Below are 25,797 nucleotides of genomic sequence, written 5' to 3' on the forward strand. Positions count from 1 at the left end.
GGTAGGTGCATCGGACATGGACAGCCAGGCAACGAGACGTACTCGACACACCAGAGCTGTAGGCGGACGGCCGCCAAGCACACACCGCTCACGGCCAGCTACCTGCTGAGCGCACACGAACGCTCAGGACGGTTGCAGACCGTGACATGTCCATGCTGCGAGAGACCGTGTCCATGGTCGGTGTGACAGATTGCCACCTGATCTCCGCTCAGTCTGGAGCTGACGCCGAACCAAGGGGCAACCATGCTCGGCAGGTCACCCACAGGGGTGGTCACCGGCAAGAGTGGTGGGAAATTTGCCCTGTTTGAACCTACCTTGTTGAGAGCAGTACGCAGTGTGACGAGGAGGGGTTTTGACCCGCGCTTACGATCCGCAGCTCGCGCCCTGGGTAGAGGTCTTCCCACCGTACGACTTCTCAGACCTCACGGCACTGCGCGCCGAACAAGATCGACTCAACGATCACATGCCACCATACGAAGCGCCAGTACCGCTATCCGTCCATGACGCCGTCGTGCCCGGAGAGCCTGGCGTGCCAGTGCGCATCTACGCGCCCAAGCTCCGCCACGGACCGCTCCCGGCCATGGTCTACTTCCACGGCGGCGGGTTCATCATGGGCAGCGTCGACATGTTCGACCACGTCACCCGGCGCATGGCCGCCGAGGGCAACCTCATCATGATCGCCGTCAGCTACCGACTGGCCCCGGAGCACCCATTCCCCGCCGGTCTCGAGGACGGCTACCGAGCCTTGCTCTGGGCACACGAAACCGCTGACGAACACGGCATCGACCGATCCCGGCTCGCCGTCGGCGGCGACAGCGCCGGCGGCGGCCTCGCCGCCGGGCTCGCACTCCTGGCCCGGGACCGCGGCGGCCCGCCCCTGTGCTTCCAATACCTCGGCGCCCCACCCGTCGACGACACCCTCAGCACCCCATCGATGCAGACCTACGACGACACACCCATCTGGTACCGCTCCGCCGCCGTCTACAGCTGGGACTGCTACCTCGGGCCGAGCAAGCCCGGGACGCCTGATGTCTCGCCGTACGCGGCACCCGCCCGTGCGAAAGACCTCAGCGGGCTGCCCCCGGCGTACGTGTACGTTTATCAGGTTGACCCGCTCCGAGACGAAGGCATTAACTATGCCCAGCGGCTTGCGCACGCTGAAGTCCCTACCGAACTTGCCCTCTACAGCGGCACCTTCCACGCGAGTCCGCTCGTGCCTGACGCCGCGAGTTCTGCTCGTATCTTTGCCAGCAACATGGCCGCACTACGCCGAGGTGCTCACCAAGCGAGCAACGACGGTTTCGGTTGATGACGATGCGCGATCCGCACTGAATCTGGCGCGTGATGCGACGGTGCAGAGGCAGTAGATCCCAAATCTCGGTTCGAGATGAACCGCGTGTGTCACCAATCCGCATCATCGGTGAGATACGCCCCCGTCTGTCGAGGCGCGGGCACTGACATCTGGAGTCCTCTTGACCTGCGTGCGGTGCCGAGAGCTTGGAGATGGTCGGACCGCACCGGGCCGATTATCTCGGGCCCGGTGCGGTGTATGAGACCGTCTACGCCAGCTGGCTTGTCAGATCGTCGCGTTCGCGGTCACGGGTTCCAAGCCCCACTGCCGTACAGACTGGCCGTCTACGAAGCGCCACTCCGCGCTGCACTTGTCACACGCGATCCATACATCGTGCTCACGGAAGCCTGGCACGTTGTCGTGCTCTTCGATGATCGTTCCATCGCCGCAGGGACAGCGGTACTCATAGCGCTCCACAGTCCCGGCGCCAGCGCCCCATCCCTGGTGGTGGCTTTCACCTCCGCTGATCTGCTCAGTACGAACAGGGGTCGACGATGGAACCGTCTTCGTCCACTCCGCGATCGCGGTCACTGCCGCTTCGTAGGCTTCGGGCGAGTGTGGGACTTCGTGAAGGATCGTCAGCAGTTGGCCGGGAGTGTGTGCGACGCGGTGTTCGCTGTCTCGTACGCCCGCAACGTAGTCGCTCGCGAAGTCGCCTATCGCATCGTTGCGGCCAGCGTGCAGGATCAGCCAGTCGTGGAACGGAGATGCGTCGTCCACGGGGGTTGGTCGGTGCCAGCCGCCCGTGATAGGCCCACCTGATGCGTACTGCTCAAGCATGGTCTGCAGGGGCGTGTATCCGAGAGGACGATAGTGGTCCGCGCGCGGTTGGCGGCTTCCCGGGTTGACCATGCGGCTGACGTAGTCGTGCTCACGCTCGGACACCCCAATCAGGAGGTTCGGTCCGGCGCCATCCGGGGCGACGATCTGGAGCCCTAGCGCTGCTGCTGCCCAGATCAGCCGGCCGTTGGATACGTGCGAGCAATGCGGCCTGAGGAAACGTTCAGCGGTGTGCTTCAGCGAGTAGCTGCCTACCTCTGGGGTCCCTGTTTCTGCGGTGGGCGTAAACATTCGGAGCATGTCGGTGATGAGGGCCAACTTGATGAAATCGGTTTCTCCGTCGAAACTCCATGGCGCGTCCGAGAAGAAGCCGTAATCGTCGAGGACGGGATCGCCGCCGTGTGCGCCGATCAACTCGTGATCGTCGAGCACAGCGATCAACTGCCGTGCGCTGACACGTTCACCGAGAAGTCCCTGAGCCAGAGAGGACCTCATCTGCCGTAGCGCGGCAGTGTAATTCGTGCCAGTGAATTCAGACCACGCCCGCGCATCCTGCTGGATCTCACGATTGTGTGTGTGATTGTTGGCGGCCATCTCAATCTCTGTTCCCGGGCCATGCAACCCACGCCTGCCAGCCCTGTGACATGAGAGAGACCTCAACCAACAGGAACTGCTGCTCTGGATCGGCCGCCGTTGTCCTCAGGGTCTTCGTCGCGTGGGAACTCAGACTCGGAGATAGGCAGTCCAGACTGCCCAAACCGATCGTATCCGAGAGCTCTCTGCATGTCCACGAGGCCCGAGAGAATCGATGTCGTCGAGGCCGGAGGCGTGCAGGCTGCGATGCCTACACCACGCCGCGCCACGGTCGCGACGGATTGCAGCCAGGGGCCCATGCAGACGGTGGCCGGGCCGAGACGCTCGGTGTCAGCCGGGAGTCGACCGATCCGCAGCGCCAGGAGGGCGCTGACGCCGAGATGATCTGAGAAACGCGAGTCCTGCGGTCTGCTCAACCGATCAAGTGCGTGAGCAGCCAACAGTCTCAACTGTGTCACTGTGGGTAACAGGCTGGTGTGTTGAGGTGTTGCTGGTTGGAGGTCGAAGTAGCCTGTTCACCCCAGTGCCTGCGGTTCTTGAAGGGTGATCGATGGCGATTGACGCGCTTGTGGCGTGGCTTGCTGGCAGCGTTGTGGCGCCGGACGCCTTCGCGCGCACAGTAAACGGCATCAGGGGAGCTGGTGCCGAATATCGACGACTGACGAAGAACGTACGCGAGACGACGGGGAAACTTCCGCGATACGCATACAGGCGCTGGTTTTTTCGTGATTCGACATGGGGTGGTCTGGTCACGAGCCCAGAGGAGAGCTACGACGAGCTTGTTGAGTGTCTCAAAGTTGAACTAGGGCGGCCGTTTCACCTGTTGTCGCGGCGCCCGTCGCTTGCCGAGCGGCACCGACATGCTGAGCAAATCGTAGACGCGACGATACGGGCGCTTATTCCGAGCCTTGAGCCGTCTCGTGCTGTTGCTGTTGCGGAACATCGCGTCAGGACCGACGTTGCAGGTGTAGCTGACGAGATCAAGGAAGTAAAAAACGTCTTATCGACTGGAAGGGACTTGCCAAGATTACTTGAGCAAGTTCCCCCGCCCGCGCGCGAACCCATCAAACGTCTCTCCGAGCACGACGCTGGTCTGGCGGCAAAATTGCTGCAGATCGTTACAGGGAACGAGCATCCGTCCACTGCTGTAACCGCGCTGGCAGCGGATCCGCCGGACTGGCTCGAGCGGGCCCCGATGGACGCTTGGCTCACGTTGGCCGAGATCGCGAACGCTCACGGCGTCTGGAACGTGGCTTCGATGCTGTGGGAGAAGATGGCGGACTTCGGCGTCGAGCGGGCGCGGCATTTCGCACGTGCTGCATTGGCTGCGGTGTCATGCGATGACGACGCTCGTGCGCGGAGGCTCGTCGAAAAGGCCCAGCGGGTCGGTGGCGATGCGGAGACAGTGGGAATCGTTGCTGCCGCGCTCGACAATGATGCTGAGCGAATTGTGTCGTCAAGCCGTGACGCGGACCAGGTGGATATCGCGGTACTCGTCCTTGCGGCTGAGGCATTGGTTTCCACAAGAGGCCTCTCCAGTGCGATCGCTGCCTACCGCAGGGCGATTGAACGGTATCCCCAGTTCGCTGGACTACGTCTGAGGCTGGCGTTGCATCTGCAGCAGGCGTCGCATCTACCGGCCTCCGGAAGCATGCCCGCCACACTGCGCGAAGCGCGCTCGGCGGCACTCGCGGCACGTGATCTCTGGCGTCGGTGGCGCGGACTGAGCGGCGACGCTGTCGCCGTAGCCTGCGGTATTGCGGCCACTCGTGACCACTGGGACGAGGTACTCACTCTCGGCCGACCCGTTCCGGACGGTGAGGCAACCCCAGAAGAAGCTGCAACCCCAGGCGTCCAACGAGCCGTCATAGAGGCCGCGCTGGCTTCTGGCCAACCCGAGATCGCAGCTGAGACCCTAGACCGAGTTTCCGACCCGTGTGTCCAGCGCACGCTACGCGCCCAGCACCTGCTCGCTGTAGGCGGAAGCACCGTTGACGCCGCGCAGCTGCTGCACGAAGCCTGGTCGCTGGCGAGTAACGATGCCGACCGTTTGGTGGTGTGGAGCGCGCTAGCCGCGCTCGGAGAACAGCTTCCAGACCGCGAGCGCCTTGAGACGCGAAACGACGTCGAGGCTGCGCTTGTGCTGGCCCAAGCCGACCATGCCGCAGGCGACACCAACGCCGCGGTCGCTCGACTCCGCGCCTGGCGGAACAAGTCTTGGCACGTCATCGGCCCGCTCGTCGGTTTGTACCTCAGCAGCGACAGCATCGATGCTGCAGTCGACACCTTGATCGGGGCGGCAGCTCGGTTCGACGATCCGACGTTTCTGGCGCAGGCGGCTCACGTGAGTGCTAACCGCGGACGCCTGGGGCAAGCAGAGGAACTCGCGGTCCGCGCACTGACCGCGATCAGTGACGAACCTCGAACGCGGCTGATGTTGCACGACGTGCTCATTGCCGCGTCACAGAGCCGCGGGGCCTGGCGGGAGATGGAGGCACGGGTCCGCGCGAGCATCGACGAACACGGAGAAACCGTACATCTGCGCTGGCTGCTGGTGGGCTCGCTGTTCAACCAGCGACGCTTCGACGAAGCGTGGGCCTCTCTGCAGACCCACCCTGCGTTGGAGGCCGATACCGAGCCACGTGCCCGCGTGTGGATCCATCTGCACACGAGATTCCGATCCGACCCAGCACTCGCCGACGAGCTCCTATCGGTGATCGATCAGTTCGGTGATTCGCCCGACTTCACCGCTGCGGCAATCGGATACTTTTACACGTCACGGATCCACAAAACCGCCTCCGAGGATTCGCAAGCACGGTGGCGGACCCGCATCGCGCGCTTCATCGAAGAGCACCCAGCCCACCCCGGCTTCTTCAGTATTTCTATACCAGACGACCCAGAGGGAATGATCGCGGCGCTGCGGCCATATCTGGAGCCAGGCAGCCAGCAGTTTGAAGAGCTTCAGAGGCAAGTGGCAAACGCCGAAATACCGTACGGAATGCTTTCAGTCCTCAGCGGCAAGCCTTACGCAACCGCATTGATGCACCGTGCCGCCGGCTGTTTACCGATTCACCCGGCCGACGACCAACTCGCGGCGCGGGAGGCGAGTGACGCGCGTGGGGCTATGCATGGATCAATTGTTATCGACACCAGTGCGCTCACCGTACTGTACTACGTCGCCTCGCTCTGGCCAAAAATACTGGGATCCTTCCAGCGTATAGTCATACCTGCGCCTGCACATGCTGACATTGTTCAGGCTGCTGAGGGCTTCAGGCTCCCGTCCGACGGAAACTTGGGATGGGACACGCAAGCCGGACTCCCATCCATCGCCGAAGCCAACGTTGAGCACCAAGAAGCGCTCCGAAATCACTCCGAATGGATGGCCGCTGCTGGAAGTGACCTCGATGTAGTTGACTGGCCAAGACTTAGTCACCTTCCGCGGCTGGAGGATCTGGCCGAGGACGACCGCTTTCTGCCGTGGTTGACAGCGCTTGACTATGCGGTAACTCATGGACATCCCCTATTCACTGATGACCTCGTCCTGCGTGCACTCGCCCGCGCAGAAGGTATCGCAACTTTCGGGACTGTCGGCATACTGCGCGCTCTCGCCGAATCGGGTGCCATCGAGGCTACAGACCTAGATGCGAAGCTCGACACGCTTCGACACGAGTACTGCGTTGACCTGCCTCTCGATGCTGACGCACTGGTCAGGGTCGCTCAACTCGATCAATGGGAACCACGAGCTGCCGCGTTCGCATTCTCCCGACCCACCGCATGGAGGCCCGGAGAACATACATTCCGGGTCTGGCGCCACCTAGGCAATCACGTGGCCGCCAACGGCCCCGAACACCTCAGCGCATGGCTCTACGCCGGAATAACCGGTGCTGCTCACGGCAAACAACCGCAACAGGTCACCACAATCGCCGCCACGATGCTGTTCAGTACCACTCTCTCCAGTGACGCCCCCGCGGCGCGATTCCCCGAGTTACTGAAGGCTGCCCGCAATGCAGCGAAGGAACTCGCCGGCAACGACCTCCTGCCGCGAACGATCACGCTCATGCTCGAAGCATTCACCCCGCAAGGCGGGCCCGAATTCAGTGCTCGTGCAGCTCTCTGGTTGACCGCCGAACTTGATGAACAGGATCGGTCCATCGTGCGAGAAGCGGTCTTCCTTAGGCCCACATCAACCTAAACGCAAATGTCAGCGGAGGTGTCGCAGTAGCCTAGATGATTGACCGAGCGAAGTTTTGTTAGTCGGTCGCAGGCGATCCATGATCGTTTGCTGGTCACGGTCGCCGGGATGTTCCCCATCCCGTTCCGCCTGTTTGAGACCTGACTTGGCTCAAATTAGTGCGCACCGCGGTCGTGGATGCTGGTGAGGGCATCGCGGAGGTCGTCGGGTAGCGGGTCGACGGCGGTGAGGGTGTGCTCGCCGGCCTGGATGTTGATGGTGCGGTAGCGGCGGGTGGTGTGCACGAACTTCTTGATCGACCAGCCGGTGGTCTGCTCGATCCACCTGCTGACGGCCAGGGCGGCGAACACGACCGTCAGGTGCGCGTCGATCGACTCGCGCTTGTGGTGGTAGATCGGCCGCGCACGTAGGTCGTGTTTAGACATTCGGAACGACTTCTCGATGTGGAACAGTCGGTGGTAGGCGTCGATCACGAACTCGGCGGTGACGTCCGGGAGGTTGGTGACGTAGCCTTTGAGGCCGGCAAGGGCGCGTGCCTTGGCTTCCAGGGTCCGGTTGACACTCTTGGTGGCGCCGGTGAGCTGGATGAACCGGTTGCGTTTGACCGCGGTCTTGCCGGCGACGGCCTGCTCGGCCTTGGCGACCTGTTCGTCGATGCCGTGCAGGGTGCGCCGAGCCCGGTCCGCCCGGTACTGGTAGTAGATGATCTGGTCGCGGCGCTGGTCCTTGGGGCCGGCAGGCCAGGGCTGGGTGAAGATGTGCCCGTCGGGATCTGCTCATCCGGGTGCTCGTGGCGCCACGCCTGGACCACGTACGGCACGTCGGGTATCCGCGCGCCGAGGATGAACGACAACCCCGCGGCCTCGATGGCCTGCTGGTTGGCCGCAGAGATCATGCCAGCGTCGGCCACGACCGTGACATCAGCCAGTTGGTGGGCATCCATGAACGCACGGATGGTCGGCAGCATCGTAGTGGTCTCGCCCCGGTTGCCCTCGAACGCGTTAACCATCAACGGAAACCCGCTTGCGTCGGTGAGCAGCCCGATCGTGATCTGCGGCTCCAGGCGGCGTTCTTTGGAGAACCCGGGCTCACGGAACCCGTCCCCGGCATCGGTCTCGAAGTACAAGGTGGACACATCGTAGAGAACCAGTGACGCCGGCCCCAGATCAGCGGTGCGGGCGCACGCCGCGGCCAACTTCTGCCGCCAGGACTCTTTCGCGAACGCGGGCAGACGCCGCTTGAGGGTCGCGTACGCCGGCGGGTCGAAACCTGCCTCCTCGACCACCCGCAGACTGTCCAGCTTGCTGGTCGGCTCGACGATCCGTGCCAGCACCAGTAATCGGAACACCTCGTCACCACCAGCGGCCTCCTCGAACCCCAACAGCTGGTAGGCGTGGCCGAGCGCGTCCCACAGGTACCCCATCCGCGACGACGTGATCGCAAGCGGCCCACCACCAGCACCACTGCCGGCCTGCAACGCCGCGAAGTCCGGGCCAAAGTCGAGCTCGGGCTGCCCCACAGCCAGACGCTGCCTCGCCACCGCCTTGAGCGCCTCCAACGCCGCATCGTCATGCGCCGAGCCGATGTGCTCGATGTCCCGCGACCCGCGACGCGAGGAGTGCACGATCTGCACCGCCCTGGCCCCCGACGCCGTCTTCACCGTGCGCACATACGCCACGAGAGACAGCCTAGAACCGGCCGCTTAGTGCGCAGATTTTCGCCGTTCACACGACGAAACCGCAGCTCAACAGCCAGCACCCTACCCAAGATCAGCGATCTTGAGCCAAAGTCAGGTAAGGTGACGGAATGGTCATGCGGGTGGCGGTTCCCGTGCTGCCGTGCCGAGATGTGCAGGCAGCGCGGTCGTACTTCACGGACGCGCTCGGATTCGACACCATATTCACCTGGGAGACCCCACCTAGCTACGCGGCCGTGATCCGCGACACCGCCGAGTTCCACCTGTACGCCGAAAGCAGCGTCGGCCCGGCCAGGGTGACGGTTGTCGTCGACGACGTCGATTCCTGCCACGACGAGCTGCGCGCCCGCGGCGCCGACATCGTCGAGCCACTGGCTGACCGGCCCTACGGGATGCGCGACTTCAACGTACGGACACCCGATGGGCACTTGTTGATCTTTAGCCAGCCGCTTACCGAGTACGGGTGACCATCAGCGGACCAGCCGGAAGAATGACCGGACCTCGTCGACGAACAACGCCGGCTGCTCGAACGCCGCGAAGTGGTCGCCCTTGCCGGGCTCGTTCCAGTACCGGATGTTCGGGAACCGGCGCTCCGCCCACCGCCGAGACGGGCGCTGCAGCTCCTTGGGGAAGACCGAACAGCCGGTGGGTACGGTCACCGGCGCGCCGGCCGACCCGGAGATCTATTCGTTGATCTGCCGGAGGCTTTCCCAGTACAGCCGGGCGGATGAGGCATCGGTGCCGGGCAGCCAGTAGAGCATCAGGTTGTCGAGCAGCTCATCCCGGGTAATAACCCGATGCAGGTCGCCACCGGAGTCGGTCCACGACCAGAACTTCTCGACGATCCAGGCGCAGAGGGCGGCCGGCGAGTCGACCAGCCCGTAGCCGACCGTCTGCGGCCGGGTCGACTGCTGCGCCGAGTATCCGGAGCCCCATTCGTCCGCCTCCCGCAGTGTCGCGAGCGCCGCCCGCTCGGCACCGGTGAGGTCGTCCAACGTGGCCGGATCGGGCGGTGCGAGCGGCGGCATGAGATGGATGCCGGCGACCCGATCGGGTTGCCGTTGACCGATGCTCGTGGCGATGCTGGTGCCCCAGTCGCTGCCCTGGGCGCCGAACCGCCGGTAGCCGAGCCGGGCCATCAGCTCGCACCACGCGTCGGATATCCGCTCGATCCCCCACCCCGGCGCGGCCGGCTTGTCGCTGAAGCCGTAACCGGGAAGCGATGGGCAGACCCCTAGAACCGGCCGCTTAGTGCGCAGATTTTCGCCGTTCACACGACGAAACCGCAGCTCAACAGCCAGCACCCTACCCAAGATCAGCGATCTTGAGCCAAGTCAGGTTTGAGACTGTGTCAACGTTTGGCCCGGGCACGGATGGCGAGGGCGGCCAGGGCGATCAGCAAGGGCCCAAACAGGCGCCCGGAGTTGACCGCCCACCGGCCCGCAGTGGTCAGCTGCTGGTCGGTGTCGCGGAATAACACCGAGCCTACCGCGATCCGTATAGCTCGCTCCATCCGAGCTGGGGGCACCCGATCGGCAGGAAGCTTGGCCGCCGGGCTAGACGTCTCTTCGCTGGACGTCAGCCCATTCGCACGTACGGGACTTGAGCCTGGTTCAACACTTCGTACAAGTCGGTGATGTTGTTGGTGGAGCCGCGTTGGTCGCACTGGGTGAAGATGAGTCTTTCTGCGGCACGGGATACGCCGACGAAGAACGCCATGGTGGATTCGATCGTGTCGCGAGCGTGTGCCCACCACTGGTCGTCGTCCAGGCCGACGAAGAAGACCGTGTGGTATTCAAGCCCTTTGCTGCGGTGGATGGTCAGTAGCGGCACGGCTTCGTCATCGATGAACGCGGCGGCCACTTGGTCCCATGACTCTACGTGTTGGAGGACGTTGGCGAGCCGGATCTTGAACGCGTTGAGCGTCACCGCGAGGTCTTCGGGCCTGTCTGCGAGGACGCGTTTCTGCGCGATGTTGTCGAAGTTCACGAATGCGGTGAGTTTGTCGACGAGGGTCTCGGTGAGTTCGTCGGTGAAGTCGATGACCTGCCCGATGGTCGCGTCTTTCAGCGGCGTGGCGGCGAACCAGCTGCGTAGCTCGGCCAGGAAGTGCGAGAGCGTGTCGTCGGTAATTGACCCCGCTTGGCGGTTGCGGGCGTTCGGAGAGATGCGGGTCAGCGTTGTCGTGACCTCGCGCCAGGTTTGTGGCTGGCCGCCGCGGGTTGCGCCGAGGCGGACCAGACCGATGAGCAGACTCGCAAAGTCGTCCTTGAGCAGGTCTTGCAGCCGGAGGTCGCCGACCAGTGCGTCGTCGTTGCGGAGCTTGAGTCCTTGAGCCGTGAGTGCCTGCGCGAGATCGGGTTCGAGGTCGGCCACCCGCTGGCGAGCGATCATCGCGTAATCGGCTGGCGAGCGTCCGGACTGTTCGATGTCGGCGGCGATCCATGCGGCGATGGACGCGGCCTCGAGCCCGGTGGTGGAGAACGACCAGATCTGGACCGGGGCCCCACCGACCTGGCTGGCAACCTGTGACAGTTGCGGCAGGGTGTCGGCGTCGAGTCGTGTCGCGAACCGATGTTGCAACTCGACGAGTTCCCGGGTTGAGCGGAAGTTCCAGGTCAGCTCGAATGGCTCTGCGTCGAAGTCGTGGTCGAACTCGGCGAACGCGTCGGTGAGGGCGCCGGCCCAGCCCATGATCCGCTGCTTGCGGTCGCCGACGACCGTGACGGTCGTGCTTTCGCGTGCGAACACTGACTTCAGGAACGAGTACTGGGCGTAGGTGGTGTCCTGAAACTCGTCGACGAACACGAAGGGGTAGGTCGCGGTGAGTGCGCGGCGTAGCTGCGGGCTTGAACGGATGATCAGCTCGGCCAGTCTGTTCAGCATGACGAAGTCGACGGTGGGGACGTCGTGGGCCCGGTACTTCTGGTCCCACCACTGCTGCACCGCGTAGTCCACCGCGGTCGTCGGTTCCCGCGGTTCAGGCTCCAACTCGTAGGGGCCGACAAGGTTGTTGATGAACTCGTTCTGCCGGATCCCGTAGACGCCGCTACGGAACCCCTCGGGCGCCGCCACTGCGAGGTTGCCAAGGAAGTCACGGACCTCTGCCTGATTGGCAAAGCCGATACGGTAGCTGCCGCTCATTGTCCAGGCAGGCGGCAGGAGGTCCTTGAACCGGTCGACGATGGACTTGGTGAACGCGTCGAACGTCATCGAGGCGAACCGGTCGACGTGTTCGGGCAACCGGGTCCGCACACGCCGGCGAAGGTTGGCCGCGGCGACGCGTTTGAACGAGATCGCGAGAATCTGTTGGGGAGGACGACACAGCCCGGTCTCGAACAGGAAGCCAGCACGCTGGGCGAGGAACTCCGACTTCCCCGCGCCTGGCCCAGCGGTGACCGAGGCCGTGCCGGCGCGCAGCGCATCCCAGGCTGCGGGTTCGAGATCGTCGATATCGCGCGGACGCCAGTCGGCGGGGTCGGTCCTCATATCGGGGCGACCGCTTGCTCGATCCGGTCCAGAAGCCGTGCGAGCGGCCCCTTGACAGCAGCCAGTTCAGCTGAGTCAACGTGGGCGAGGGCGCGGAGGTGGGTACTGGGCTTTGAGTGCGTGAGGAACAGGTACCGGTACCAGCGCAGGTCGTCGGTCTTCTCCTCCGTCCAGTACGACACGTCGGGCCGTACGCCGGGGTCGCCGAGGACGGCATCGCGTGGGTCTCCCTTGCTGCTTGGGCCTTGCTGTCCTTCCTCGAGATTGTCGGTGTAGGCGGACTTGAACCGCTTCAGCAGCAGCATGTCGAGATCGAGCGGGGTGCAAAAGTAGACGTCCCACTTCTCCAGGTGGTGGATCCAATCCTTGAACTCGTCGGTGGTGAGGTTGGTGATGTCGTCGGTTGAGGCGAAGCCATGGATCTCCTCGGATCCGTCGAACGGGTCGACGTTGACGGCTAGGAGGTTGGTGCAGGCGTCGCGAATGCGTCCTTCTCCTCCGCCTGCGCGGCCCCAGTCGAGGTCGAGGAGCGTGGCGTGGGGGATGTCGAGCTGGCGGAGGAGCCGCCAGAAATGTTTCGTGTGCCGGCCGCCGAGGGGGACAACGGCGACGAACGACTGGTCGATGTGCAGGTCTCTCGCTTCCGCGAGCTTCGGAAGGACAACTTGTTCGGAGTCGCCTTCGCCGAGGACAACGAAGCGGGCGAAGTACAGCTCGGGGTACGCGTGGACGGCCTCGCGGATGTACTTGCCGGCCTCGGTGGAGCCGTCAGGCAGAACGATCTCGCACACACGGGTTGTTCTGCTGGTCTCATTCAAGCGGAAGTGCCGCACCTGCTCGGGTCGTATACGGGACATGACGCTGGCGGAGTGGCTGGAGATGACTGCTTGCGCGCGGCCGGATGTCGTCACGTCGAGGAGCTGCTGGACGACGCGGGAGAGGAAGAACGGTGCCAGGTTGTTTTCCGGCTCCTCGATCGCTAGCAGAGTGAGGGACGGCAGAGCCATGCCGGTGATGTCGAACTTGTCGTCGTGCTCGCCAGCAGCGATCGCCGTTTCGAGGTCTAGGGACGCCGCGGTTAGCGCGATATGGAGCAAGGACTGCTGACCATCGCTGAGTTCCCGGGCAGATCGGATCCTCCCTGTCGGCGACGGCTCAAAGAGCATCTCGGCGTTCGTGACCAGGACACTGATGTCCCGGCTGATCGGCTCGAACAGCGGGTTCTGCTCAGAGGCGAGGTGGTGCAGCGCCTGCCACCGCGCGGAAACCGCCCCGGTCACGGTCTCGACGACGGCTTCGTCCCTGAACTTCTCGGCAAGTTCCGCAGCCGCGTCACTCACGTGCTCCCGGAACGGGTCGGACCACTGACTAGCGCGCCAGACTCGACCGCGGAGGAAGGCAGTGACCTGGCGTGCTCCGTCCCGGGTGGCCGGCACGTACACCATCTGGATGCGGTTGCGGTCCGAGTCGTGGAGCGTGATCCATTGCTCGCCGTAGTCCTTATCGAACGTGTGAACGATACGGCGGCTTTCATCGATGGTGCCGGCAACGGAGCCGTCCGCTGACCACGACGCCTCCAGGACGATGCGAAGCTTCAGGTCTCCCTGGTCATCGGCGGTCATCTGCCGGAAGAACTCGGGCACCGCGGAAGAAGCGGTTACGGCGCCTGTGTCGTCGGTGAGTTCGGGGAACGCGAAGACAGCTTCGATCGTCAACGACCTGGTCGCGGGCGCTTCGTCCTCGTCGTCTGGGACATGAAAGTCCTCGGGACGAACCCGCCGCTGGTCGCCGATGATGCTGAATAGCCGCAGCAGTGCCTGGCAGGCGGCTGTCTTCCCCGAGGCGTTCGAGCCGAGCATCGCGGTCAGCTGCTGGTCGAAGCGGATCGGGGTCGCGTCGGGTCCGAAGCACTGGAAGTTGGTCAGGGTGAGACGCTCAAGGAACATTCAGCGCATCCCCCTAGCGGTACGCCCGCAGCACGCACCCGCTCAGCAAGCGGTACACGATCAAGCTGCCGAGCCCGAACCTCCACCACGACCGGCCATCCTAGGCCAGTCAACTCTCCCACTCCAGGAGTCACTGAGGAACAGCACACAATCGAGTGAACACCGGCTCGCTCGGTCCGATCGGACGTACAACGCTCACCTGGCGCAGCGAGCCTACTCATGGACCGCTCAGCGTTAGCAGCATCGGCTCGTACCCATCGATGTGTAGCGAGTCGTCGCACATCTGACGAATCCACTCGATTGCCAGAGCTGCCGGTGGATCGCCAGTGCCGGCGGCGACTGCGTAGCCGCCGAACCATGGTGACACTTGCGTACCCCGAAGTCGTCGACTATTCGTGATGTCGATCATGGCCGACAGATCAGGCCGACCCTCCAGCCACACGGCGATCTTCGTCGCTGGCTCGTCGCTGATGCTCAGCCGCAGATCCCCGGCAAGCAGGCCGGTTGCGATGGCGTCAGGCACAGCGAGACTGTCGATGAAGCGGCGGTGCCATATCGCGAGGTTCACCGGGGGCGCGTGCTCTCCGTGACGGGTGCGAGGTTCGACGTGCAGGACGAAGTCCGCGCACAGAGGATCTCGAAACACGGAAGGTTGATCGGGTTGGGGGTCGGGCAGCAGGATGCGTGCCCACGCCGTCGGCGTTCCCTGGTCCGGGTTTTCGGCGAACACTGCGGCGTGGTTGAGTCGACCGTTGCCCTCCCACGATGTCCAGGTGCTGCCACTGGTGTCGGTCACACCGGCGACGAACTGAGTGATCACAGGCGAGTTCAACACCCGCAGAAACGCCCGGCGGATTTCTGAGGTACTCGGGCGGATCGCGTCCAGGGGACTGCAGGCGATCCGCAGACCGAGGCGCAGGGATGGCGGAGTGTTCTGGAGCGTGCGGCCGATGTAGCCGGCGTGACTCAGACTGTTGTCCCGGACGCCGTTGAACAAGCCACGTCGTTCCGCTTCGTTGACGGGCTGACGCCACTGGCGAGCCATCAGGACGCCTCCAATAGGTCACCGAGAAGGTCGAGCACCGCGGCGACGGTCAGAACCTGCCGCTGCCGTTCCCATGCGTGCATGCCGCCTTGCTGGAAATGGTCGTAGTGGGTGAAGAACTCCGCTTCCTCTGCGAAGCCCGCAGGTTCTTCGACGATGCCTGAGATGGCGTTGCGGGCTACGGTGTCCAGGAACCATTGAAGGCGGTCACCGCTGCGTTCGCACACGATGTTTGCCGCGCAGCGGCGTGCTCCATGGCCAACGGTGGACACTTCGCCCACCAAGGTCAAGCCGTCGCGGTTGTGGGTGGTGCGCCAGAGGATGAACTCCAGTCGGGCATCATCGACACTGAACCGCTGGATGTCCCCATGGTCATCCCAGCGCAGGTCTGGGACATCTCGTCGCGCCCGCTCGTCCACGCTTGCGCAGAGGTCGATCAGGTCGGCCAACGCCTGCCGACGTTCCGCAGCGGCAGCCTCGGCGGCGGTCATGGCCAGGCCCTGGATGGCGGCCTGCTCGTTGCGTGCCTGTTGCGCCTGCCACGCCGCCGCAGCCAACCGCCCCGTCGGGGCTGGCGCTCGCGGCAGGGCGGCCAGCGCAGCCGCGGGGTCCTGCGGACGTCGTGCCGGATCCTTGTCCAGCAGGCGGCTGACCCAACGAGCCAAGGTCGAGCCAACCGGCGCGGCCGGTGGCGGGGTGTGAAGGTGGTGGTGTCGTTGCATATCCCTGTCACCGGCGAACACGGTGTGCCCGGTGGCCAACTCGTAGGCGATGCACCCGAGCGCGTACAGGTCGCTCTTGTGGGTCGAGGGTTGCCCGCGCCACCGTTCCGGGGCGACATACGACACGGTTCCGTGGCCTTGAAAAGTCACGGTGCCAGTACGTACGTCGAGGTCGCGGCTGATGCCAAAGTCAGCCACGCACCAGCGGCTGTCATAGAACAGCACGTTGGCCGGTTTCAGGTCGCGGTGCACGATGCCAGCCGCGTGCAGTTCGACCAGGCCGCATGTGATGTCCCGCAGCACCGGCAGGAGAGCATCCTCGGCCAGCCCGTTCTGGTGGCTGGCCAGTTCCGCCGCGAGGCTTCGCTCGGCCAGCGGTATCACCAGCAGCAGGTCGGCGTCGTCGACTGCCCAGCTCAACGGCGCCAGCAGGTGCTGAGAGTCCTGCTGGTGGAGCTTCAGCGCGATCTGCAGCTCCCGGTTCGCCTCGGGACCACGGCCTGCGCCGTCGGTGATCCGCTTGATCGCCACCGGACAGTCGTCAGCAGTACGTCGCCCGCGCTTTACGGCGCCTTGCGCCCCGGCACCGAGGGGGTCCGGCAGGATCTCGTATTCGTGGCCGTCGTCGGCCTGGAAGGTGCTCGTGATCCTCAACCTGCTTTCCTACATGTTCAGGAGACCCACGGTATCCGGCGACAGTGGCACCCATCTGCGTGCCGCTTCGCCGCAGAGCGTGACACACCTACACCTCTATGTCCAATTTTTCTGGACATAGAGGTGTAGGGTCCACGTCATGGCGACGGCAGCAGAAACCCTCCGGGCAACGCTCAGCGAGCGCGAGTACGGGGCACTGAAGGTGCTCGCCGCGTCACCTGAAGCTCTGTCGGGCCGCAAGGTTGCGACGGCACTGGAGGTTTCTCCGACCACGGCGAACGACGCGTTGTCGACCCTGTCCGATGCCGGGTTTGTCACGGCGACGAGGGCGGGCCGGTCGACCTTGTGGCGGCTGGTGGTCTCTCACCCGTCGATCAGCGCATGGTTGGAGGAGATCTCGTCAGACGACGGGGGATCGGCGACCGGTTCGAGTCCGTACTCCACGGGCGGCGGTGGGGTGCGTCTGGAACATTCCTATGCGGCGTGCCTGATCGCCGCATTCCTGGCTGGTGAGGCGTTGCAGGAGCTGGGGCAGGCGGTGTCGGTCGACACGATCCGCTTGCAGGCCAGCGATGTGAGCACGGTCGACGACATCGTCCTGGAAGGCCGTGACAGCCACGGTGCACTATTTCGCTCGTCGATCGCCGTGCGCCGCAACCCCGCCCTGACCTCCAGTGACAGCACGTCCGTTCCGCTGATCCGGGACTTTCTGGTGATCGTCACTGAGCACTGGTCCGAGGTGATGGCGGGGCGGTGGCGGATCGTGCTCGCGGTGTCCACGAACGCCAACGCGATCACCCAGTTGGGTGAACTGGCCGAACTGGCCAGCAGTCTTCCGGACGCGCAAGCGCTGGCCAGTCGCGTGAGCGAACCTGGGCGGACCAACGCTGGGCTGCGCAGCCGGCTTGACCACATCACGGCGCTGGTCGGGCAGGCTGCGGTGAAGTTGGACTCGGCCAGTGGGCTGAGCGCCCAGGAGCTGACCTGGCGGCTGTTGTTCGGCTTGAGCACACGCAGCCTGCGTTTGGAGCGCACGGACCGGGCCGACCGTGCCGCGGCGGTCACCGCGCTGCAGCGCATGCTCCGCGACGGCACACCCGCCACCGCAGACGCGCTGTTCTCGCGTCTGGAGGATCTCGTGGGGGAGTGGGCACCGCAGGCGGCCGTGCTGACCCAGTCGGTGATCCGCCGCGCGGTGGCCGACTTCCCGCTGACGCACTCCGCCCGGTTCGCCCGCGCCTGGGAGATGATCGACCGGCTCGGTTCGCGGTTGCGTGAGTCGATCCGCCCGGCGCTGCGCTCGGCCGCGCAGTCGCTGGAGCTGCAGCGCTGCGACGAACGCGCCCGTCTGGTGGAACTCATGCGGTCGGTGGGCACCTCGGCCGGCGCGGTGGTGATCACCGGTGACCCCGACGTCGGTAAGTCCGCGTTGTCGCTGCGGGCGGCGGAGGAGCTGCGCGACCAGGGTGCGGCGGTGTACAGCCTGAGCCTGCGCGACCTGCGACACACCATGGCAGACGTGGAGAGCCAGTGGGGCGGGCACGCCGTGGACGACGTCCTGGCGGCAGGCCCCGCTCGGCCTGTCCGGCTCGTGCTCATCGACGGCGCAGAGTCGGTGCTGGAAGGCAAAGGCGAGGTGTTCCGCACCATGTCCGCAGCCGCAATGCGGGCCGGCTTCGGTGTCGTGGCGGTGACGCGCACCGACGGCTCACGCCAGGTCCGTGACGAGCTGACGCACGCCCTCGACCTGGCCGACTCGAGTGACGCTGCGGCCGAACACGTGGTGGGGTCGTTGACCGACGACGAGCGCGACGCCCTCGCGTCCACGTTTCCCGCGCTGGCCCGGCTGGGCAGTGATCCACGCGCTCGCTGGCTGCTGGGCCGACCCGGCCTGGTCGACGTACTGCTGCGCACCGGCGCCGTTCTCGATCCCGCCGACCTGCTGTGCGAGGCCGATGTGTTCTCCGCAGTGTGGCGCGGCCTCATCCGCCGCGACGAGATCCACACACACGGCACCGCCTCGCCGCACGACCGTGAACAGACCGCCTTGAGCGTGGCCCGCCGCAGCCTCGGCATCGACACGGTGGCACCCGCGGGCACCGGCTCAGCGGAGCTGCGCTCGGACGGTGTGCTGCGGGTGCCCCACAATCCCGCTTTCTCAGCGGGCGACGAGTTCGCGACGGATCTTTTCCGCGACTTCGCGCTGTGCCGCTTGTTCATCACACAGGGATGGCAGCCGCTCGCCGTATCCGGTGCTCCCCGCTGGGCGATCCGCGCGGCCCGCCTGGGCTGCCAGGCCGCCCTGCTCGACCGCAGCGAGACGCACGGCTGGGCCCGCCTGTCGGCCAGTTTCACCGAGATCGCCGCCGCCCACGGCGAGCGGTGGCGCGAAGTGCCCTACGAAGCGCTTCTCACGCTCGGCGACGCCGACGCGGCCATCCGGCAGCTGTGGGACACACTCACCGCCGACGACAGTGCCGCGTTGATGACGCTGCTGCGCTTGGCCGAGACCCGCTACATCAGCGGCACGGTTGGCGACGCGTTCGCGCTCGCACCGCTGGTGAAGGTCATCTTCTGTGAACGGCCGGTGATCGAAGGCCGGCCGAGCGCGGGTCATCGCAGCGTGCGTCAAGTCATCCAGGACCTGGTCCTGGCCTGGTTGCGAGGCATGGCCGGCACCCACGCGCAGCCGCATCCGTTGCGCCGTGAGGTCCGTGACACCATTCTCGATGGTGACCCGGACCTCTACGACGACTTCGCAATCGAAGCACTCGCGTGTCTAGGCCCCGACGTTGACGACCGCGCAGAGGCTTACCTGCGTCAGGTCGCCGACGACCGCCCAGGACATCTCCATGCCGCGATGGAGTCGGTCCACGTCGCCGTCAGCATGTCGTCGGCCCGGCCCGCGTTGCTGCTCGATCTCGCCGAGGCTTACTACATCAAGAAGCCATCCGAGCGTCGGCGCTGGGGCGGTCATGACCTCGACGACGGCATCCGCGACTTCAAGCACGGCCTCACCTACGGATTCGGCGTGTCCCGGGCCGCGTGGTTCTACGGTCCATTCTTCCGGCTGCTGCACACCATCCCAATGGACACCATCGGCTTCCTCAACCGCATGCTCGACCACGCCGCCACCGTCCGCGTGCAGAAGCTGGCCAAACTGGACGGCCATGCCCGTGACAATGGCACTGAGGACCTGGACGGCGTGCGCCTGGACGTGCCGGGAATCGGTGACCGGCTCTATGTCGGCGACAGCCACGTCTGGGCTTGGTACCGCGGCACCAGCGTCGGCCCGTACGCGTGCATGAGCGCGTTGCTGGCGCTGGAACGGTTCATCGATCACCTGCTGGAGCAGATGGATTTCCCAGCACCACGGCTCGTCGAGGTGCTGCTGCGCGACTGCCACAACCTCGCGATGCCCGCGCTGCTCGTCGGCGTGCTGACCCGGCACCCGAACATCACCGGCGCACTGCTCGATCCGTTCCTGGCGTCCCCGGCCATCTGGCATCTCGAGCACGCCCGCGTCAGCAGCGACTACGGGTTCCGTGTCCGCGACGCGGACGCTGACAAGCTGACCGGATCCGAGCGGCGCACACAGACCTTCCAGCAAATCGTGGGCACGATGGTCATCAACGCCCGGCTCGCCGGCGACGACGACCGCCTAGCCCAGCTGCAGGCCGTCGGCGACACCCTCACCAGCACCGCCCGCGCCCAACTCGCCAATTCCGCCGACAGTGACGACAACGAGTACCTCGCGATCATCGAGACCTGGGCCGAACAGTTCCGCATCGACAACTATCGGATGAGCCGTGACGGCAACCACCTGCGCATCGAGTTCGAGCGACCCGAACGCCTCGAGCACGTCCTCGCACCCCGCACCGCGGAACTAGACACGACCAACACCCTGTACAGACTGCAGAACCGCTACAGCCGCCACAACGACAACTCCGCACAGTGGCCCGTCGACACCCTCGCCGAGGACCTCGCCACCGCACGCGCGATCACCCAAACCGAGCAGCCGCCCACCGGCATGCCCTGGCCGGAGAACCCCCTCGTCGCCGTCGCCGCAGCCGCCATACGCGCCCACGCCCTGAGCCTGGCGACGGTGACCCCCGCTGATCTCGCGTGGGCCGTCGACGCGGTGATGTGGGCCGCCAGCAACCCGCGCAGCGGCGAAGTGAGCTACAGCGGATCGCTGTTCTCGATGGGCGCCGATCGTGCCGCAGCCGCGTCCGCGCCGCTGCTCGTGCTCGCGCCGTTCGACGATCTGGCCCTGGATCCCTCGCGCGTGCAGGCGTGCCTCCATGCCCTGGCCACCAGCGAGTTCGACGAGGTACGCGCGATCTTCGCCCTGGGCTGCGAGCCGGTGTGGACCGCGCCGTGCGACGCCCACAACAACACCGGTATCGAATCCGGTGTTGAGGTCGACGGCGGCTCCGGCGGTGCCGCTGTGGCCGGCATTGACCGCTGCCGCCGGCACGCACCAGTGTGGGCCGCCGCCACCGCCGGCCTGATCGACAGCAGGCTCGGCCCCCTGGACCCGCAGACACATCAGCGGCGACCCGACCCGCTGGCTCCACCGGTGCACGAATCGTTGACGGCCCTCGCCGACGACGAGCTTCTGCTCAACCGGCTGCGCATGCCGTTGACGTGCATGGTCGACGCCCGGCACGTGCCATGCCTGGACAGCGCCATCACCGAACTGTGGGTCCCGCTCTGGGACGCCCACCGCAGAAGCCTCGCTCACTGGTGGCGCAACGACTATGACCACCACGCGCACACCGCGCACGAACCGATCGCCCAGCGAATGATCACGATCGCACTCGACGGTGACCGCGGCCCAGTCGAAGCGCACATCACGAGCTACGCGACCGACAGCGACGCTCTGCACAAACTCTTTGACGGCTTCGCGACCGTCTTCACCTACCACGACGAACTCCGGCAATCCCTCGCGGAGTTCTGGCCCTGGGCAATGGAAATCGCCCTCGACACCGTTGCTGACGGCGCCGCTGTGCGCTCCCAGCACCGCGGATTCGAGTACATGACCGCAGCCCTGCTGCCCACCCCGAACCCGAGATCCTGGGATCCCGACATCGACAGCACCCTCAACCGCTGCCGCCAGAACTGGATCCAACCCGACGCGCTCGACATACTCGCCGACCGGTGGCTACAGCTCAGTCGCCACGAACCCAAAGCCGTTGACGCCGTGATCAAGTTCGCCAGGAGCGCACCCGTACGGTGGCAGATGACCACGGCGCTGACCTGGATCGAGTCGATCATCGACGGTCATTACGACCTCATCGCCAATCACCTGTGGCTGCTGGAGGAGTGGGTCATCGGACTTCGCAGCACGGGGGTAACCATGGGCGAGGCCAAGAGCCGCTACCACCGCATCATCGACGGCCTGGCCGCCGCAGGTGATCGAGCCTCGGTGCGACTGCAACAACTGGACGAGTAGAATCCGTTCACTAGACAACTCTGCTTGCCGCCTCCATTCGCAGGCCACCGGTAGGGACCCGCGGCAGCAGTGTCGCGATACTGTGTGCGTCAGCGGCTGCGGTGTAGCAGAGGTCCTCGTCCAGACCGTCTACGACCAACACCGGCGCTCGTTCCTCGCCCGGCGCGATGCCGCCACCTCAGCAAGCAGTGTCCGGCATCAGGCAGAACGCCGACAGCTTAGCCAGCTCCGCATCTCGGCCCACCAGCGTCGACGGCGCGATCCGGCGCACCTGGTGCACATAGCGACTGAACACCTCCGCGCACCCCCGCCTGCACCACCGCGTCCACGACGCCGGACACGGTGTTGCGCACGCCGGCTGAGGATGGCCTCGAATCGAGCGATTGCTCAGTTCCGGGGTCCCGCCACCCTACGAACACCTCCAGACCGAGCCACTCCCCGGATTCGACAAGTTCGAAAGGTGCCACCGGCTACAGCGTCGAGCGGACTGACCGCGCCGTCAAGGCGCACGCTCAACGCGCTGATGCTGACGAGGCGCGTTCGGGTACAAGGTCACTTCCCAGCAGGTTCGCACTGGTCATCGCTGACTGACCGAATAGCGTTTCCGGCCGGGATCGGCGGACCGGCGACTGCCGGGCCGGGCTACGCACACTCGGCGGCATGAGTCACCCGGATCACCGGATCGACGATACGAAACCTCTTTGAGTTCCGATCTCCAGATCAACCATATGTGCTGGTGCGCAATCAGGTGGTTGAGGAGAGGATCAGCAGATGAGCGGCGGAACCACTGTCCCGGTCGCGCTGGACGCGATCGTCCACTCGACCGCACGCGAGGTGGTCGTGCTGTGCGGCAGCGGTGTTTCCACGGTGAGCCCCTCTTCCGTCCCCTCGTGGTACCGGCTGAACGCCGCGGTACTTGACGGTCTCCGGGAGTTGGCGGTCACCCACGTGCTGACCTCGACACCCAGTCGCACCGCGGCGGCGTCGCTGCGCCCGGACGACGTACCCCTCGTCACGTTCAGCCAGGTGCTCTCCGACGCCTTCGCCGGTCGGCACTGGCTCGGCGTCCTGACCGTCCTGGATGACGACAACACGAACGGCGTGCACCGGGCCTTAGCCGCCCTGATCGGCGAAGGCCGATGCCATGCCGTCATCACGACCAACTTCGACACGCTCATCGAGCGAGCCTGCGAGCAGGCCGGACTCGAGGTGCCTGAGGTGGTCCCAGCCGTCGTCCCGGTTGTCCCGGTTGTTCCGGAACGACCCGCCGTCTACAAGATTCACGGATCCGTGCGGTGGCCGGAAACGATGGTCGATCTGCTGCTCGACAAGCAGCGTGGCCTCAGGCCGAGTACCCGGCGCAGTCTCGCCGCAGCATGCCGCGACCGGCATCTTGTGGTTCTCGGGTTCTCTGGCGAGGACTTCGCGATGGACTACGACTATTTCGGGCTCGTCGCGCACGGTGCCTTGCCACACCGGGTCACCTGGATTGTGCGACCCGGCTCGGAACCTAGCGTTGGGGCCAGAGCGTTCCTCGATGCGCTCACCTTCCGGGGCGTCGAGGTCGCGGTCGAGTGCCTCCGGCTGGAGGAACTCGCCGGGACCGTGCCGTCCGGTGACGAGACTGCCGCCGACACCAGCGACCTGCGGCTGACGAGCCACGTCCGCGACTGGCTCTCGGGTGGGCGGGTCTCCCCTCCGGTGGCCGCACTCGTCGTGGCGGTGTTGCTGCGCCTGCGGGGACAGACCGACGAGGCCGCCGCGGCGCGCGCGGAGATCCGACTCGCCCTGCACAGGTTCGAAGACGGTCCGGTGCAGATGATCTCCGCGGCGGCCGCCTGGGCGCTGCTGGGCAAGGAGGAGCGGATCCACTCGCTGGCGCTGGACGATCTGCGCCGGGCCGAGGAGGCCCTGGACCGGTTCGACCGGTTCGCCGCCGCGCAGAAGGTCTCCTTCCACGGTCAGGCCGTGGTGGAGCAGCGGCTGCTGCGGGCAGCGGTTCGACAAAACGCTGCGATCGCCTGGCTGAGCATGGGGGACCTGGAGAAGGCGGACAGATTCCTCGCTGACGCGCAGCGCGTCCTCGCCGAGGTGCCGGGAGCGGAAGCCGTCCGCAGGGTTGCGGGAATCCGTTGCCGCCAGGCCTTGCACGCACTGGTCCGCGGGGACCTCAGTCACGCGATGATCGCGCTGGAGAACAGCATTGAGTGCGCCACCCGGTGTGGCGACGGCGATCAGGAGACCTGGAGCGCACTTCTGCTCGCGATGTGCCTGCGCGCCTCCGGTGAGGACGAGCTGGCCGCGGTGCTTGATCAACGGGCCGGCCGGCTGGGTGTTACCGCTACCGACGCGCGGTGGCGCGAGCGGTTCGAGGGGCTGGTGCGCGACGGGGCCCCAGTGTCGGACTTGTTCGGCGACGTGATCGCCGCCATCACACCGGATCCGCTCCTCAGCGACGTGGTCGCCGCCCGCGCGACCGGCGACCCGGCGCGGACGGCGAGTGCGCTGCTGACGGCCGTCCAACGGGATGTTCGGCAACACCACGGCGAACGGCTCGGACAGCTGCTGCTCGCGCTCGACCTGGCCGGTGACCGCTCACCAACGTCGCTGTACCAGCGGACCGTGCGGGCGTTGTGCGCCACCAACCTGCCGGAGCTGCCGGCACGCGGCCGTTTCCTGCTCAAGGTCACCGAGCTGGGCCTCAACCTGAGCGACGGGCAGACGATGCTGCCCGCAGACGTAATCGACGAGATGCTGACCATCGGCCGCGCCTTCGACTATCAGCCGTGCGTGTTCGTCCCGTACGGGTACGACGAAGGACTTCGGACACTGGCGCGAAACGCCGCCCAGGCGGGCAACGACGCCTTCCGGCGTCGTGACCTCGAGCGTGCCGAAGCCCTGTACCACCTTGGCTACTGCGGCTTGTGGCAGAGTTCGGACCACGAGCACGCCACGGCGGCGGCGCTGTACCGCTGTGACGCGCTCATCGCACTTGACCGGTACCGGGATGCGGCCGCCTGCCTCGAGCGCGTGCGCGAGTTCGCGACCACACACTTCCCTTTCGACTACCTGGTCCGCCATGTCGAGATCCTCGCCTGGCTCGCGTTGCGGACCGAGTCGGCACGATGGACCGACAACGCCGCTGCAGTGGCGGAGCTGGCGATCAGCGTCGCCGAACGCACACCACGAAACGCCAAGCGGGCCCTACTGAACGCCGCGATCAACCTCCAGCGGCTCAACGAGCCCGACCTGGCCAGACAACTCCTCGACCGAGTCGACATCACCACCCTCACCAGCGACGAGGCTGACACGCTCGCGGCACTGACGAAAGCCCTGACGGACACCACAACCGGCCTGACCGATACATGCGCCACACCGCCGCGGTAGGGGGTCGGTACTCGATCGTTGGACGCTGGGCTGTTGGTCGCGGAGTTCGCGCCGCCATCGACGCAGCGCGCCCTCATCCAGCGCGCCTCGACAAGACGCCTCAGCACGGGAGCCAGCTCAACGGGGCACCACACCGACGCGATCATAGGCATGAGGGTGCGTTCCCACGCGACCCGTGTCGCCCGCCCTGCGGCATGTGAGTGCGTAGTGATGGTTGGACGGGTCCGGATCACCTTCGTAGCGTGAGCAGGCGGCGAGGTTGGTGGTAGTTGTAGCCATAGCCCAGTTCTCGGAAGCCGAGACATACAGCGAACGGTTCGTCGCCGAATTCCTTTTGTAGGGAGCGCCCGCGCGGGGCTGCCGAGCTCGGGGCAGTGACCGCGATGGCGGGCCGCCGTTACGGCCTCGTTCACGACCTGGGCAGGTCGGCACGGTTCGCGCACATGCTCCGCACGGTCAAGCCAGATCCCCAATGAGTGTCGG

Annotated in this window: 12 protein-coding genes and 1 pseudogene; 5 read left to right on the forward strand and 8 right to left on the reverse strand. The window is 65.6% G+C overall.

What is annotated here, in order from left to right:
- Positions 1-352: 352 nt before the first annotated feature.
- Positions 353-1,309, forward strand: coding sequence for an alpha/beta hydrolase (locus tag ACFPCV_RS37845; RefSeq protein ID WP_378062263.1), 957 nt, complete (start codon positions 353-355; stop codon positions 1,307-1,309).
- A 267-nt stretch (positions 1,310-1,576) separates the two neighbouring features.
- Here the strand turns inward: ACFPCV_RS37845 and ACFPCV_RS37850 are convergent, their stop codons facing one another.
- Positions 1,577-2,725, reverse strand: coding sequence for a hypothetical protein (locus tag ACFPCV_RS37850; RefSeq protein WP_378062264.1), 1,149 nt, complete (start codon positions 2,723-2,725; stop codon positions 1,577-1,579).
- A gap of 550 nt (positions 2,726-3,275) precedes the next feature.
- On the opposite strand from ACFPCV_RS37850, the gene ACFPCV_RS37855 reads away from it, so the two are divergent.
- Positions 3,276-6,917: a PIN domain-containing protein gene (locus ACFPCV_RS37855; protein WP_378062265.1), complete on the forward strand. Its 3,642-nt coding sequence runs from the start codon at positions 3,276-3,278 to the stop codon at positions 6,915-6,917.
- Positions 6,918-7,072: 155 nt separating this feature from the next.
- Here ACFPCV_RS37855 and ACFPCV_RS37860 read toward each other — a convergent pair.
- Positions 7,073-8,595: pseudogene (locus tag ACFPCV_RS37860) on the reverse strand (IS1634 family transposase).
- A gap of 128 nt (positions 8,596-8,723) precedes the next feature.
- Here ACFPCV_RS37860 and ACFPCV_RS37865 point away from each other — a divergent pair.
- Positions 8,724-9,080, forward strand: a complete 357-nt coding sequence (locus tag ACFPCV_RS37865) for a VOC family protein (protein ID WP_020641977.1) — start codon at positions 8,724-8,726, stop codon at positions 9,078-9,080.
- 3 nt (positions 9,081-9,083) lie between these two features.
- On the opposite strand, the gene ACFPCV_RS37870 is transcribed toward ACFPCV_RS37865, so the two are convergent.
- The 6 genes from ACFPCV_RS37870 to ACFPCV_RS37895 form a co-directional block, all read right to left on the reverse strand.
- Positions 9,084-9,272, reverse strand: a complete 189-nt coding sequence (locus ACFPCV_RS37870; protein ID WP_378062267.1) for a hypothetical protein — start codon at positions 9,270-9,272, stop codon at positions 9,084-9,086.
- 24 nt (positions 9,273-9,296) lie between these two features.
- Complete coding sequence (locus ACFPCV_RS37875; RefSeq protein WP_378062269.1) at positions 9,297-9,917, reverse strand: alpha/beta fold hydrolase; 621 nt, start codon at positions 9,915-9,917, stop codon at positions 9,297-9,299.
- A gap of 274 nt (positions 9,918-10,191) precedes the next feature.
- A complete protein-coding gene (locus ACFPCV_RS37880) occupies positions 10,192-12,102 on the reverse strand; it encodes a UvrD-helicase domain-containing protein (protein ID WP_378062270.1) in 1,911 nt (636 codons plus the stop codon).
- On the reverse strand, positions 12,099-14,048 hold the full coding sequence (locus ACFPCV_RS37885) for an ATP-dependent nuclease (RefSeq protein ID WP_378062272.1): 1,950 nt from the start codon (positions 14,046-14,048) through the stop codon (positions 12,099-12,101). Before ACFPCV_RS37885 ends, ACFPCV_RS37880 begins: the two co-directional genes overlap by 4 nt.
- Positions 14,049-14,265: 217 nt before the next feature.
- Positions 14,266-15,093 (reverse strand): hypothetical protein, encoded by an 828-nt coding sequence (locus ACFPCV_RS37890; RefSeq protein WP_378062273.1) that lies wholly within the window; start codon positions 15,091-15,093, stop codon positions 14,266-14,268.
- A complete protein-coding gene (locus tag ACFPCV_RS37895) occupies positions 15,093-16,469 on the reverse strand; it encodes a serine/threonine-protein kinase (RefSeq protein ID WP_378062274.1) in 1,377 nt (458 codons plus the stop codon). Before ACFPCV_RS37895 ends, ACFPCV_RS37890 begins: the two co-directional genes overlap by 1 nt.
- 139 nt (positions 16,470-16,608) lie before the next feature.
- Here ACFPCV_RS37895 and ACFPCV_RS37900 point away from each other — a divergent pair, with 139 nt between their 5' ends.
- Both ACFPCV_RS37900 and ACFPCV_RS37905 read left to right on the forward strand, forming a co-directional pair.
- Complete coding sequence (locus ACFPCV_RS37900) at positions 16,609-21,927, forward strand: hypothetical protein (RefSeq protein WP_378062276.1); 5,319 nt, start codon at positions 16,609-16,611, stop codon at positions 21,925-21,927.
- 834 nt (positions 21,928-22,761) lie between these two features.
- A complete protein-coding gene (locus ACFPCV_RS37905) occupies positions 22,762-25,314 on the forward strand; it encodes an SIR2 family protein (RefSeq protein ID WP_378062277.1) in 2,553 nt (850 codons plus the stop codon).
- Positions 25,315-25,797: the final 483 nt, after the last annotated feature.

It is taken from the genome of Actinophytocola glycyrrhizae (genome assembly GCF_042653545.1).
GTDB lineage: Bacteria > Actinomycetota > Actinomycetes > Mycobacteriales > Pseudonocardiaceae > Actinophytocola > Actinophytocola glycyrrhizae.